The sequence below is a fragment of the Bacillus sp. 41-22 genome (genome assembly GCF_025809295.1).
Lineage (GTDB): Bacteria > Bacillota > Bacilli > Bacillales > Bacillaceae_G > Bacillus_A > Bacillus_A mycoides.
Genome location: NZ_CP084035.1, coordinates 1,464,877 through 1,478,354, shown reverse-complemented (window position 1 = coordinate 1,478,354; position 13,478 = coordinate 1,464,877). Strand labels below are relative to the sequence as shown.

Sequence of the window (13,478 nt, the reverse complement as noted above, 5' to 3'; positions counted from 1 at the left end):
TGAAATAGAAAATAGATGGTTCTTTTCGAACGACTATTCCGGCATCTTTAACCATCCATCCCATTCTTCTTTCGTGTTACCAATTAGGATATTTTGAAGATTTAATTGATCTCCAATGCCTTTTCTTCCTATAAAACCACCAGAGATGTTTTCATTTTTTTCTTGCAACAAGTCAATAAATTCTACTGCCTCTTCAAGTTCTCGTTCATCATCAAAAGATATAAACAAATATTTAGGTTGTAATTGTTCAATAGCTAGTAAAATACCTTCTTCATCTAAACCTGTCCCCATATACATTGTTTGATATCCTTTTAGTCGTAAATACGTCGCGAAAATAAATCCTTTTAATATATTATTTTCTAAAACGAAAACTTTGTTAACGGAAGAATACACCGACGCATTATGATAGATCATTCCTAAACGTGTTTGTAAGAATGATACAACATATTTGAATTGCGACATTGTAATCTCATTATTACTTTTTAAAGTTAACAACTTGTTTGCCACTTGAAGAATGATGCTTGCAACAACCTTTTCCGTTGAATATATACTAAAAACCTCGTTTAATAATGCAGAAATTGTAATTTCATCAAATTCTAACAAAGCTTGTAGTATATCGTCCACTAAAACAACTTCTGTATCAGTAATTCTTTCTTTTTGAACGTTGTTCTGCAACCGATTCCCTTCTAATAACTGAACTGCTTGTCCAATCATCATCCCCTCAGAAACTTTGTTCATTAACCATTTCAAAATATGAATATGCTCTTCTGTATATAAACGATGCCCCGCACGATTTCTCTTTGGGGCAATAATATGATAGCGTCTTTCCCATGCGCGAAGTGTACTCGGTTGAATTCCGAGTATATTTGAGACAGCTTTTATATTATATTTTCCATTTGAATTCGGCATTATTTCCCTCCGCATAACGTAATGATATGTGTTTGGGAAGGTGCCCGAAAACGAAGAGGGAACAATGTTGTTCCATACCCATTACTAACAAAGAGAGTCGTATTAGAATGCTTATATACGCCACCCTTTAAATACTTTTCAGATGGAAACAACCGAATCTGGCCTCCATGTGTATGTCCACTTAATACGAGCGAAATTTGTTCATTACCAGACATTTTCTTTATTATATCTGGGTTGTGACTAATTAAAATGCGAAAACCTTCTTCTTTACAATCAGACAACGCTAAATCTAAACGATCTCGTTCTAATCCAACATCATCGATACCGAGTAAGCAAATTTTCTCTCCTAATTCAGATTCAAATACAACTCTTGTATTATCTAATACCTTCACATTATTTTCTATTAATAAAGCATCTAATTCGTGATATTCAATTTCATAGTCATTATTTCCCCATACAAAATATACAGGGGCTATTTCTCTTAACTTTTGAATATTTAAAGAGATTTGCGATAAAGGTACTCCTTTTTCAGCTAAATCACCGCCAATAATTACGATATCTGCTTTTCCTTTCACTCGTTCAATTAGCGAGCTAGAAATGATCCTTCTATGAATATCCGAAATAAAAAAAACTTTAACTTTTTGAAAACTTTCCGGAAATTCTTCGAATACTAAAGTATGTTCCAACACTGTATTACGCATCGCTTCTTTATACATTCCAAGAAGACATACAAAACCAATGCATATGAGAGTACATAATAATATAATCCATGACATATATTTTTTACTCTCCCTCCTCGTAAAGTATAGTCCTTAATTTTATGTGGAGCTATATATCACTCATTTAGCTAGCTCTCATACTTCGTGGACTTATCTTTTATAGGAATTTTCAATTCTTGTCCTACCTTCACTTCGTCTTCTTGTAAATCATTATACTTTTTTATTATTTCTATCCCATCTTCATCTGAGAAATATTGCTTCGCTATACTTTCTAAAGTTTCTCCATCTTTCACAACATGAGTTGCTACTTTCTCAGGCTGCTTCTTTGATTCAGTCTTAGCGGAATCAAAGAAAATTACTTCAAACGCACTTTTCTCAGCATTATTACTATCACTTTTTACCTGTATATACTTATCCGTATACCATAGGATACTAATAGGTAACAATATGAACAAAAATGTTAACACTCGGACGAAAATGTGATTCATTTTAAACTTTGGTTTGTTCTCTTTATTTCTATGAATTTCACTACGCGGCGGTAAACTTTCATCTTCTTCCACTTGCTCAACTTCTAACTCCTCTTCAAAATCAGGAATTCGTTTTCTCATGTTGTTCACCACCACCTTCCATTTATTTTCTTAATTGGAGCCCCATTATAAAATCAACAAGAAAGTGTGCAAAGATTGTTATAAACAAATTTCCTGTCCACTCGAATACATAACCAAAAACAAAACTAATAAAGCAGACGAAACAAAACAAAAAAGGCTTCGTTATATACCGAATATGTAACACAGCAAAAATTAAACTCGCTATTACAATTCCGAAATGAGTCTGCACTACACCTCTAAATAAAAACTCTTCCGCAAAGCCAATAATAAACGTGATAACGAGTAAATGCATGACAGAAATCCCTTGAAACATTCTATCGTTAATGCCACCATCATCAAACCAAGATTCTGGAAACACTCGCATTGCAACATAATCTAATAACACAATACAAATCGCTAACAAGCTACCTATTAAAAGTATAGAAACCGGTTCCCATTTCCATAAACTATAAACTTCTCTTTTATCTTGAAATAATATATATGCTAGTAAACAACCGATACCAATAATGATTAGTTGTGTTATGTAGAGATTCAGTCTTATTTCTCTCGGACTCATATCTTCAACATTATGCCTTTGAATGTTCATCATTCCTCCATCTTTCCTAGGCCGAAAAGCTTTTGTAACTCTGTTTCCCAATTATAGTCGAAAACTAACTGTTGCGCTCGTCTTTTTTTATAATCCGTTTTTGTAATACCACAGTAATCACAACAGTTTTCTATCTCTTTTTCTTTTCTATAACCGAATTGTTGTAATAAATATTCACGTCTACATCCTTGAACTTGTATCCATGACTTCATATTTTCTAACTCACTATATTTATTACGCATTCTCACTTCCACTTCCGCTATTAATCTGTGCATTATTTCATCTGACAAGCTCTCTAGCATGAGATTTCGCTGTTGTATGATTCCAAGATGTTCGAGATGATAACGTGTAAAGCGCCAATACTGTTCATTAAATCTTGCTGCATTATAACAAATTTCTTCTACATCTTCTAATGGTAATACTTTCGTTTGAAACATTCTTTCTTGTAGTAACGAAAATAAAAATTGTATTTGCGATTTACTTGGTAATTCATCTTCAATGATTGAAATTGGCAAATCGTGATCCAATGGACTACATAATAAAATGGCTATACTCAATTCTCCATCTCTTCCGGCTCTTCCAATTTCTTGTAAATAGGAAGCTACATTTGTCGGATATTGAAAATGAATAATATATCTTGTATTCGCCTTATTTACCCCCATCCCAAAAGCACTTGTACATATTACAATTTGCAACTGGTCATTCATAAACTGTTGTTGAATTAACATACGCTCTTCATGTTCCATACCACCATGATAAAAAGCTACACCTGTAATTCCTTTTCCTCTTAAATACTCGGTTAAACGCTCTGTCCAGGCCCTACTTGAACAATAAACAATACCAGGGCCTTGCAAATACATTACATGCTCAAAAAGCGCCTCTTTTTTTTCTTCTATTGTTTCCACAAATTGCACTTCCATCGCAATATTTGGACGATCAATTGAGTACACATGCTCAGCAATATTTTTTAGATTTAAACTTTCCGCTATATCTCGCAGTACATCCTTTGTCGCAGTTGCTGTTAATGCTAGTACTGTCGGAGATCCGATACTCTCAATTACTTTATCTAATTTTTTATAATCTGGCCGAAAATCATAGCCCCATTGTGAAATACAATGCGCTTCATCTACGACAAATAATGAAATATGAATTTTTTTCAATTCTCTTATTAGAAGTTCCGACTGCAACATCTCTGGTGATACGAAAACAAATTTATAAAAAGATAGCTTTTTCATTGCTTCTCTTTTTTCAATTAACGTCCGAAAACTATTCAATGCAATAACTCGATTTTTCACGACATACTTTAATTGCGTAACTTGGTCTTCCATTAAAGATAATAATGGTGATACAACAAGCACCGTACCCTCTTGCAGAAGCCCCGGAAGTTGATAACACATTGACTTTCCCCTTCCAGTCGGAAGCATTGCTACAACATCTTTTCCTTCCAATAAGTCCGTAATAACTCCTTTTTGCCCCGGACGAAATTCAGAATATCCAAACCACTTATATAAATATTCCTCAAGCTTCATTTATACCCTCCATCCGTGCCAATACAAGACGTACTTCAAAATAAGAGATTTCCTCTCCAACCGCTTGCTTCAACACACGCAATTTACGTGTTTGTAATGCTTCAATTACTTTTGTTACTTTTTCCATTTTTTCTTTTTCCATAAACATTTCAATAGAAAATTCTTTTTCTCGTAAAGCAATTTCTACAAAATGGTCTTCTATCGTGGCAACCTTCAAATTCCGAATTGTTGCTATTTCTTCTAAAGAGCGTCCTTGTCTCCAAAGATTATATGTTTTTTTTGTTGATAAACTAAATAAATCAGCTTTCTCATTTGGATAAGATATAATTTCAGCTAATAATGGAAACTCATTTTCTTTATTGCGAACTTCTTGAATAAGGAAATGAATTGTACCCCAAAATAAAAAATACACTCGAAATATATCTTGTTTCGTAATTTCCGCTAATTGTTGTAAAGTACACCCAATACGTTTATACCCAGTTAACCGATATATTACGATTGTCGCCTCTACTGGATTATTTTTTTGTAAAAGAGTATGCATTTCCTTCCATAATCTTTTAGCCAATTCACTTCTCATATACGGTATTCCAGTGAGAAAACGTTTCACCCACATCATTATTTCTGTATCCTGTTGAATTGGAATAAATTTCGTATTCGCCTGTTGTAAATTCGAAATGGTTTGAACGATCAATGATAATCTCTTCCAAAATGTTTCACCTATTTCACCATAGTGTAAACCATTTAAATATGTCGGAAAGGCAAAGTCACCTTCCCATTTGTTTAATTGCACGTTACCAGCAGTCGTTAACACATATGTATTATCATGTATACCTTGAACTAAATCCGTTTGTAACAACTTTGCAACTTCTTGATCATAATCAGCTCTATTTAATGACTTATAAATCCCAAACAAAAAAGAAATTTGAAACATATTCCCATCTTGTAATGTTTGCGACGATCTCTTTCCTTTTAATAAATAATAAATCGAAGAAACGGTTCTTTCACCATTCAATTGTTTTAAACAATATAATAAAGTATATTGTAGCTGCATTACCGCTTCCACCTCTCAGTCTAACTTCATTCCTTTTTCAATACGATTGCACATTAACTGCTATTCATTTAACTTATCATATTCACACTACATGCTTGTATATATTCTATTGTATCAAACGAAATAACATTTAAGTATTTTGAAAATCTTATGAAATAATTCAAAAATAAGTTGACACTCTAATTGATAAGCATTATCATTATAATTTTATGTTGAAAAGTTTTTAAAACCGTTTTACAATAAGATTATAATTTTTTGGCGAACTTTTCACATACATATTATCAGGAGGGAAAAAATATGGCAAAATATACAATCGTTGACAAAGATACTTGTATTGCATGCGGTGCTTGTGGTGCTGCTGCACCAGACATTTATGACTATGATGATGAAGGCATTGCATTTGTAACATTAGACGATAACCAAGGTATCGTTGAAATTCCAGATGTATTAATTGAAGATATGATGGATGCATTCGAAGGTTGTCCAACTGACTCAATTAAAGTTGCTGACGAATCATTTGATGGCGACTCTTTAAAATTCGAATAGTCTTTTATTAACTTCAAAAAATCCCCCTCATACTTATGAGGGGGATTTTTTGCACTCTTTTTCATTCTCACTAACAAAAAAACCATTAGCAGTTACGCTGCCAATGGTTTAATATTTTTAAGCATTTTTCATTTTTGCAAATACCCATACTTTCAAGCGTGAAAATAGTGCTACAAATACAATTGTTACAACAATTCCTTTAATTACATTAAACGGTAATATCGCCGTTACAATAGTTTGTCGCATAATATCACTAGACATAGCTGGTGAATTTAAAAACCAAGTGTACGCTGGTAAAATAATAAAGTAGTTTAACACACTCATAATAACTGTCATAGTAATTGTACCTAGCATTAATCCTGTCGTTAAACTTTTTACTGTGCGATACTTTCGGAATAAGAATGCTGCTGGACCAATAAATAAACATCCCGCTATAAAGTTTGCTACTTCTCCTACTGGTACTCCCGTTAAACTTCCTTGAATTCCGTAATGCAAAATATTTTTTATCGCTTCTACAATTACACCTGCAATTGGACTAAAAATTATCGCCGCAATTAAAGCTGGCACATCACTAAAATCAATTTTTAAAAATGGCGGAAGCCCTGGGAATGGAAAATCCAACATCATTAGTAAATACGCAATACTACTTAGCATCGCTACACTCACCATCTGCACTACACTGTTTTTTTGTTTCATCTTTCTCTCTCCTTTTCCATCGATCTTCTCATGGAAAGTGGAAAGGTTCTGCTATGCCTATTTTTTCATAGAACGAAAAAACCCTTTGTGATTTACACAAAGGGAGAATTTTAAGGCACATCAAACAGACGTTCAAATACTTATCTTTTTTGAACGCTTGAACCTCCATCTTCTCCCATCCAGACTGTACTGTCGGCTTTGGAATCACACCAAATCCTGCCTTAACGGCTCGCGGGCTTAGAACGAAATTATTAAATGTTCATCACCGCCGGTCGGGATTTTCACCCTGCCCCGAAGATAGACCGATATTCTATTTTCCACTTCATTATACAACAACATGATCGTATTGTGAACAAAAAAAGTGTAACTTACTAAAAATAAGTTATTGATTTTATATAATTAAAGAAACAATCACTATATTTTACAATACAACCCATATTTTTTATAATTCGGTATTTCTCTTATGAATCCCCCTAGTCATATGTCGTCAAAAGTGATAAGATGTTGAATTGTTAAGATAAGAACATTTTCTGAGTTATGGAGGAAATGTCATGAAGAAAGATAAAAGACACTCTATTCGAGAAGCAATGAAAAAGAACTTAAGAAAAGAATACTTTTATTTGAAAAAAGAATTACTTTTCTACTGTCCAATTGATCTAGGCACATTCTCAAGAGAGACATACTACGCTACTTTTGACCAAGATGGCATAAGTATTTATCAGTATGATAAAAAAACAGAAAGTAAATTAAAATTGTGTGAGCGTCATCCATGGAAGAGTTGGAATAAGGTAAAAGTTGATCACTATTTAACAACTTCTCAATTTATTTTCCAAGGTGAGCGAAACTGGATTTTATCCCTTTTCCAAAAAGGAAAAGAAGCTCAAAAAATAATTGAAGAACATACATCTTTACAAACGGAAGTTGTTTCCCGTCCGTTTTCCAAGAAACTTCCTGGTTTCCGTTCTGATACTCCATTGAATAAATACATCGGTAGCATTTGTTACACTGCACTTATTGCATTTTTATTAAAATGGATGATTCCATTTCAAGCACCACAAATCGCCCTGTATTCTCTTTCAATTGGCTTTATGCTTCTTGGTTTACTTTGTCTTACAATTGGTCTAATCGAACCAACTATCGTACTATTTCGGACAAAAGAAAAAACAAGAACAAAAGTCTTTTACTTATATAGCTACTTAGCTATTACTGGATTTATATGTGTCTTTATTTTTTGGTAAAAGAAGCCGTCCCAAAAGATCTTTTGGGACGGTTTTTCGTTAGGAATAGGTTGCTCTTACTGTCGCATTTTATTGTTAGTCGACATTTCTTGTCGAAATGTCGATATAATAATAGCTATGTTCGATATAAATTTGCGTCGATATAATTTCATTTACTATCGCAATCTTAAATAAGAAAAAAATAAATTTATTCAAAAGTTATGCTTTTGAGACGTTGCCTTTACTTGACGTATAGTTGTTGGTTCGGATAGATTTGCTCTTGTCGCAATCCATTCCTCACTTTAATTTCCTCAACTGTCATACTAAATTTCCGGGCAATACCAACTAAAGTATCACCTTTTTGTACAATATATAGTGATGACGACACAACTTGATTTTTTTGTTCATTTAAAACAAGCAACGGATTCATCGCATTCCTTTTCTCCATCGTCCATCTCCCTTGATGCACTTCTAAATGTAAATGCGCTCCTCGCGATTCTCCTGTATTCCCTACCTCTCCAATTAGCTCTCCTTTTGAAATGTTATCACCTTGAACTACATATCTCTTATTTAAATGCGCATAAACAGCCTCATATTCTCCATGTTTAATAAACACAACATTTCCATAACTACTTGAAAAATAAGACTTTGTCACCTTACCATTTTGAATAGCTGCAACAGGCGTTCCAATAGGCGCAGCTATATCAATACCATAGTGTTTCCCATGTCTTGTCCCAAAATAATCACTTATCTGCCCATCAACAGGCCATATCCACTGATTCCCTTCAGCGTAAACATGTAATTGAGATAAAAATAATACACTCAATATCACCACGCCACATTTTAACGCTTTCATATACATCCTCCGTTTTCTAATAACCGTCATACCTTCTCTATTGTGGGATATTACAGAAAAAAGTATACAAAAAAAAGAAAGTGGATTACTCCACTTCCTTCTCTTCTTTATTACGAAAAACAAGTGCACTGCGGTTATACTCCACATCTTTCACTTGTAAACGCGCATTTATTACTCTAGCAAGCGCAAATAAATAATCAGATAACCTATTTATATACTTTAGAACAATTTCATTGGTTTCTCCTTCTTTTTGCAATGACACTATACAACGTTCTGCTCTTCTTATAACTGTACGTGCAATGTGTAGTGCAGCCGATATCTCGCTACCGCCTGGTAAAATAAAACGCTCTAAAGGCGGCGCTTCTTCTGTATACGAATCAATTCGTCTCTCTAAATACTCGACCATCTCTATCGTTACTTTATAAGGGATTTTCTTCTCTACTATTGCTAAATCCCCTCCACAATCAAATAGTTCATGTTGAATATTTTCAAGTTCGTTATAAATGTTACGAAAACATTCCTCTTGTAATTTAGACATGGCATATCCGATATGAGAATTCGCCTCATCAATTGTTCCATAAGCTTCTACACGTATATGATCTTTATCCACTCGGCCACCTATGACACTCGTTTCCCCTTTATCACCTGTTTTTGTATAAAGTTTCATTTCATTATGACACCTCTCTTTTTATTTTCATTCTGATTATTAAAGAAAAAAACTCTACCATTCTTTATTTAATTGCACTTACAAAAAAATAAAAAAACAGTAAAGCTTTTATTCATGATCAACTTTTAAAAAACATATATATCTAAATTATACGATTTGGTAAATATACAGAGAATGTAGTTCCTTCTCCAACGACACTTGATACAGAAATTTTCCCGTCATGACCTTGAACAATATTTTTAGCAATCGCAAGCCCGAGTCCTGTTCCAACTTTTTTCCCTCGCGTTCTTGCTTTATCAGCTTTATAGAATCGATCGAACAAGAACGGAATATCTTCTTCTGGAATACCAGCACCTGAATCTTGCACTTCGAAAGTAAGGCCACTATTTTTCGTATTAATTACAAGTGTAACATGTCCACCTGCATTTGTATGACGGATTGCATTATCAATTAAATTCGTCAGTACCTGTTCCATACGGTCTGCATCAAACGGATATTGTTCAATTGGACTTTGGAAATCCACTGTTAATTGGACTTCTTTATCCTTTGCAATCCCCTGGAATTTACGGCCAATTTTTTCGACAAATGGATGAATATCTACTTCACCTATATGTAACTCTACATGTCCACTTTCCATACGGGCTAAATCTAATAACTCATTTACAAGTTTACCTAAACGAACAGATTCATCATAAATAATTTGAACAAACTCATTAATTTCTTCTTTCGTTTGCACAATATCATCTAAAATTGCTTCACTATATCCTTGAAGCATTACCATCGGTGTACGAAGTTCATGTGATACATTCGCAATAAAGTCTTGACGCATTTTCTCAAGACGACGCTCCTCCGTCATATCTCGCAATACTGCTACAGCTCCACGAATTTTTGTTTGATTGTAAAGCGGTGTCATAAGAACTACGTAGTTACCTTTTTGCAAATTAATTTCAACAACTTGTTGTTGCTCACTTTCTACAACGAGATGGAATAGTTCAACAAGTTCAGAAGGCAGTTTTTTAATTAACTCTACTTCTTTTTCTTCTTGCCAAACTTGTAAGAAGTGTTCTGCCGGTGGGTTGATAACAACGACTTCACCTTCTTGATTTAACGTAACAACACCATCTGCCATACTACTCAAAATGCTAGCTAACTGCTCTTTTTCTTGCTGCAGGGCATTCATATTAAACTTCAACTGTTTCCCCATTTGATTTAAAGCAGTTGCAAGCTCACCAATTTCGTCCTGAGATACCATAGGGGCTTTCGTATCAAATTTCCCGCGCGCTACCTCAAATGCAACCTCACGCATTTTACGAAGCGGTGCCGTAATTCGAGTAGATAAGAAAAATGCAAAGAAAGTTGTTAAAATAATCGCAATCCCGGCTGATAAGAAAATAAAATCAGTCGTTCTCTCCATACCTTGTATTGGAACTTGCAATGATTCATATACAAACACTGCACTTTGATTTTTTGACTGTACTGGTTTCCCGACGATCATAATATCATTTTCAGTATTTTTATTCTTCCTACTATTAGAAGCTTTTCTAATATTATTCTTAATATCCTTTTTATCTGTAAAAACAGCTGCTAATTCTTTATCATTTTTCAAATCATCTATTGTAAGAGTAACTAATCCTTCTTGTTTCGGCGAAGAAGAAATTTCCTTACCGTCTTCTACAATGATAATCCTTGAAAGTGGATCAGAAAATTTGTAAGCAATATTCTCAATCGTTTTTACATCGGCACCTTCTTCAATTAATTCCGTGACACTTGTTGCAACTTTCTGAAGCCTAGCTTCACTCATATCAACATAATACGTTCTAAAAAACTGTGAAAGTAAAATAGCAACAAATCCAAGAACAAACGAAACGAGAAGTAATATGGTCATCCATAACTTCCCTACTACACTTCTCCAAAGCATCAGTCGTTCACAACCTCAAACTTGTAACCTACGCCCCAAACGGTAACAATCATTTTCGCTGCATCTGGTGATTGTTTACTTAACTTTTCACGTAAACGCTTTACATGCGTATCAACTGTACGTAAATCTCCGAAGAACTCATATTGCCATACTTCTTTTAACAATTGCTCACGGTCAAAAACTTTATCCGGGGATTTCGCTAAGAATAATAGTAATTCATATTCTTTCGGTGTTAAGTTTACTTCATTACCATCCGCTGTAACGCGGTGCGCATCATTATCAATTGTTAAATGAGGGAAAACAGTAACATCTTTCGTCGTTGTATCTTGTGTAAAGAATGTCGTTGGTACAGCGCGGCGTAATACTGCTTTCACACGAAGTACTACTTCACGCGGGCTAAACGGCTTTACAATATAATCATCAGTTCCAACTTCAAACCCTTGTACCCTATTTACTTCTTCACCTTTTGCTGTCAGCATAATAATTGGCGTCGCTTTCTTCTCACGAATCCCTTTACACACTTCGATACCATCTTTACCAGGCATCATAATATCCAGTAGGATTAAATCATAATCATTTTGTAACGCCATTTCTAAAGCTGTATCACCATTATCCGCTTCTTCAATTGTGTATTGCTCTCTTTCTAAATACATCTTTAATAAACGACGAATACGATCCTCATCGTCTACAATTAAAATTCTTGATTCATTTTCCATTTCTACCCGCTGCGTACTTTTACCACAACGGTTTACACCTACCCTTCTACAATATAATGTTGCACCTATCCTCGTTTAATTAAGCATTTTTTAACGTTCCACTTCCCATATTATGCTTCACAAGAATAATAAAGTTTGTTCATTTTTTTTCCAAAACTATGTATTTTTTTTGAACAGTATATTTGGTCCTCGACATCATTTTACAGAATCAACCGCTACTTTGTCATGTTTTTCTCAAAAAAGAAGAAAATTTGACAAAAATAAAATAGGAAAGTGACATACACTCTCCTATTTTATTTCTCTATGCATATGAATGTAAACCCGCGATAATTAAGTTTACTACAATAAAGTTAAACATAATGATTGCAAAACCAATCACTGCAAGCCAGGCGGATTTTTCTCCATGCCATCCTTTAGATAAACGTAAATGTAATACCGCAGCATAAAAGAGCCAAGTAATAAGCGCCCAAACTTCTTTTGGATCCCAACCCCAAAAGCGCGTCCAAGCGATTTGAGCCCAGATCATTGCAAAGATTAATGCTCCTAATGTAAACACCGGGAATCCTATCGCAATAGAACGATATCCGATTTCATCTAATAAATCACTATTCGTATTCTTTACTAACGGCTGAAGTGCCGCTGACACTCGCTTACGTAAAACAAGTCTTAATACAATATAAAGTAGCGTTCCGACTAACACTGACCAAATAACAGTATTTAATTTTTTCGCATTTACAATCGCTGGAACTTCAACTGTTGGCTCTAATTTATTTTCTGTCATTAACTTCCCTTCATGCGGTCCAACTAAAGCAGGGAGATTATACTTCATTTCAACTTGTTGCTCATTTTTATCAATCCATTGAAACTTCGCTTCGTATTTCATACTAGAAAATACCGTTGTTATTCCAATAAACCCAACTGTACAAACAAGTGTGAAAACTACTGTCTCTAACCAAAATGTACGCTTACTTCTTGTTGATTGATCTACATTTTTCAGTAAATACATTACGCCTGTAATAAAACTAATTGCTAATATTGCTTGTCCCGCTGCCGCTGTTGTTACATGAATATGTAGCCAATTACTCTTTAAAGATGGGATAAGCGGCGAAATTTCTCTCGGGAACATACTTGCATAAGCGATTAATAAAAGAGCTACCGGTAAAGCAAATAAACCAATAATACTTACACGATATACAAAGTACATAATGATAAAAGCTCCCACAAGCATCATGCCAAAAAATGTACCAAATTCAAAAAAGTTACTAACCGGTGCATGTCCTGATGCGATCCATCTTGTAACAAAATATACTATTTGTGCAATAAATCCTAAAATTGTTATAGTTATACCTATATTTGCCCACTTGTTACCTTTTTCTTTAATTGCTCCTCCAAAAAATAAAGTTGCAATTAAATATAAGATAAACGCCGCGAACAGAAAATTACTACTTATTTGTACCATA

Annotated in this window: 14 protein-coding genes and 1 riboswitch; of the genes, 2 read left to right on the top strand and 12 right to left on the bottom strand. The window is 34.2% G+C overall.

Annotated elements, in window-relative coordinates:
• Positions 1-33: 33 nt before the first annotated feature.
• The 6 genes from LCF45_RS07575 to LCF45_RS07550 form a co-directional block, all read right to left on the bottom strand.
• Entirely contained in the window at positions 34-909 is an 876-nt protein-coding gene (locus LCF45_RS07575) for a MerR family transcriptional regulator (RefSeq protein ID WP_078206316.1), read from the bottom strand.
• Positions 909-1,685, bottom strand: a complete 777-nt coding sequence (locus LCF45_RS07570) for a metallophosphoesterase (RefSeq protein WP_002126398.1) — start codon at positions 1,683-1,685, stop codon at positions 909-911. Before LCF45_RS07570 ends, LCF45_RS07575 begins: the two co-directional genes overlap by 1 nt.
• Before the next feature lie 71 nt (positions 1,686-1,756).
• Complete coding sequence (locus tag LCF45_RS07565; RefSeq protein WP_002126396.1) at positions 1,757-2,236, bottom strand: LysM peptidoglycan-binding domain-containing protein; 480 nt, start codon at positions 2,234-2,236, stop codon at positions 1,757-1,759.
• A gap of 22 nt (positions 2,237-2,258) precedes the next feature.
• Positions 2,259-2,822: a CPBP family intramembrane glutamic endopeptidase gene (locus LCF45_RS07560; protein WP_002064506.1), complete on the bottom strand. Its 564-nt coding sequence runs from the start codon at positions 2,820-2,822 to the stop codon at positions 2,259-2,261.
• Positions 2,822-4,351, bottom strand: coding sequence for a RecQ family ATP-dependent DNA helicase (locus tag LCF45_RS07555; protein WP_002086642.1), 1,530 nt, complete (start codon positions 4,349-4,351; stop codon positions 2,822-2,824). The genes LCF45_RS07560 and LCF45_RS07555 overlap by 1 nt, the downstream gene beginning before the upstream one ends.
• Positions 4,341-5,402, bottom strand: coding sequence for a YpbB family protein (locus LCF45_RS07550; RefSeq protein ID WP_002086645.1), 1,062 nt, complete (start codon positions 5,400-5,402; stop codon positions 4,341-4,343). The genes LCF45_RS07555 and LCF45_RS07550 overlap by 11 nt, the downstream gene beginning before the upstream one ends.
• Before the next feature lie 297 nt (positions 5,403-5,699).
• On the opposite strand from LCF45_RS07550, the gene LCF45_RS07545 reads away from it, so the two are divergent.
• Entirely contained in the window at positions 5,700-5,948 is a 249-nt protein-coding gene (locus tag LCF45_RS07545; RefSeq protein ID WP_001151994.1) for a ferredoxin, read from the top strand.
• Between the two features lie 117 nt (positions 5,949-6,065).
• Here the strand turns inward: LCF45_RS07545 and LCF45_RS07540 are convergent, their stop codons facing one another.
• Positions 6,066-6,644 (bottom strand): ECF transporter S component, encoded by a 579-nt coding sequence (locus LCF45_RS07540; protein WP_002011769.1) that lies wholly within the window; start codon positions 6,642-6,644, stop codon positions 6,066-6,068.
• A gap of 163 nt (positions 6,645-6,807) precedes the next feature.
• Positions 6,808-6,947: riboswitch (FMN riboswitch) on the bottom strand.
• 248 nt (positions 6,948-7,195) lie between these two features.
• On the opposite strand from LCF45_RS07540, the gene LCF45_RS07535 reads away from it, so the two are divergent.
• Positions 7,196-7,882 (top strand): hypothetical protein, encoded by a 687-nt coding sequence (locus LCF45_RS07535; RefSeq protein WP_002011767.1) that lies wholly within the window; start codon positions 7,196-7,198, stop codon positions 7,880-7,882.
• Positions 7,883-8,102: 220 nt separating this feature from the next.
• On the opposite strand, the gene LCF45_RS07530 is transcribed toward LCF45_RS07535, so the two are convergent.
• The 5 genes from LCF45_RS07530 to resC all read right to left on the bottom strand — a co-directional run bounded on the left by LCF45_RS07530 (position 8,103) and on the right by resC (position 13,477).
• Positions 8,103-8,717 (bottom strand): peptidoglycan DD-metalloendopeptidase family protein, encoded by a 615-nt coding sequence (locus tag LCF45_RS07530; RefSeq protein ID WP_002141020.1) that lies wholly within the window; start codon positions 8,715-8,717, stop codon positions 8,103-8,105.
• A gap of 85 nt (positions 8,718-8,802) precedes the next feature.
• Entirely contained in the window at positions 8,803-9,384 is a 582-nt protein-coding gene (locus LCF45_RS07525; protein ID WP_002086651.1) for a cob(I)yrinic acid a,c-diamide adenosyltransferase, read from the bottom strand.
• A 142-nt stretch (positions 9,385-9,526) separates the two neighbouring features.
• Entirely contained in the window at positions 9,527-11,302 is a 1,776-nt protein-coding gene (gene resE / locus LCF45_RS07520; protein ID WP_088291306.1) for a sensor histidine kinase ResE, read from the bottom strand.
• Positions 11,302-12,018, bottom strand: a complete 717-nt coding sequence (gene resD, locus LCF45_RS07515) for a DNA-binding response regulator ResD (protein WP_002011758.1) — start codon at positions 12,016-12,018, stop codon at positions 11,302-11,304. Before resD ends, resE begins: the two co-directional genes overlap by 1 nt.
• A gap of 301 nt (positions 12,019-12,319) precedes the next feature.
• Positions 12,320-13,477 (bottom strand): cytochrome c biogenesis protein ResC, encoded by a 1,158-nt coding sequence (gene resC / locus LCF45_RS07510; protein ID WP_002030737.1) that lies wholly within the window; start codon positions 13,475-13,477, stop codon positions 12,320-12,322.
• Position 13,478: the final 1 nt, after the last annotated feature.

Excerpts from the sequence above, each read along its gene's own strand:
- LCF45_RS07555 (WP_002086642.1), bottom strand. The coding sequence starts at position 4,351 with ATGAAGCTTGAGGAATATTTATATAAGTGGTTTGGATATTCTGAATTT.
- LCF45_RS07550 (WP_002086645.1), bottom strand. The coding sequence starts at position 5,402 with ATGCAGCTACAATATACTTTATTATATTGTTTAAAACAATTGAATGGT.
- LCF45_RS07575 (WP_078206316.1), bottom strand. The coding sequence starts at position 909 with ATGCCGAATTCAAATGGAAAATATAATATAAAAGCTGTCTCAAATATA.
- resD (WP_002011758.1), bottom strand. The coding sequence starts at position 12,018 with ATGGAAAATGAATCAAGAATTTTAATTGTAGACGATGAGGATCGTATT.
- LCF45_RS07545 (WP_001151994.1), top strand. The coding sequence starts at position 5,700 with ATGGCAAAATATACAATCGTTGACAAAGATACTTGTATTGCATGCGGT.
- LCF45_RS07565 (WP_002126396.1), bottom strand. The coding sequence starts at position 2,236 with ATGAGAAAACGAATTCCTGATTTTGAAGAGGAGTTAGAAGTTGAGCAA.
- LCF45_RS07570 (WP_002126398.1), bottom strand. The coding sequence starts at position 1,685 with ATGTCATGGATTATATTATTATGTACTCTCATATGCATTGGTTTTGTA.
- LCF45_RS07530 (WP_002141020.1), bottom strand. The coding sequence starts at position 8,717 with ATGAAAGCGTTAAAATGTGGCGTGGTGATATTGAGTGTATTATTTTTA.
- LCF45_RS07540 (WP_002011769.1), bottom strand. The coding sequence starts at position 6,644 with ATGAAACAAAAAAACAGTGTAGTGCAGATGGTGAGTGTAGCGATGCTA.
- LCF45_RS07535 (WP_002011767.1), top strand. The coding sequence starts at position 7,196 with ATGAAGAAAGATAAAAGACACTCTATTCGAGAAGCAATGAAAAAGAAC.
- resE (WP_088291306.1), bottom strand. The coding sequence starts at position 11,302 with ATGCTTTGGAGAAGTGTAGTAGGGAAGTTATGGATGACCATATTACTT.
- LCF45_RS07525 (WP_002086651.1), bottom strand. The coding sequence starts at position 9,384 with ATGAAACTTTATACAAAAACAGGTGATAAAGGGGAAACGAGTGTCATA.
- resC (WP_002030737.1), bottom strand. The coding sequence starts at position 13,477 with ATGGTACAAATAAGTAGTAATTTTCTGTTCGCGGCGTTTATCTTATAT.
- LCF45_RS07560 (WP_002064506.1), bottom strand. The coding sequence starts at position 2,822 with ATGAACATTCAAAGGCATAATGTTGAAGATATGAGTCCGAGAGAAATA.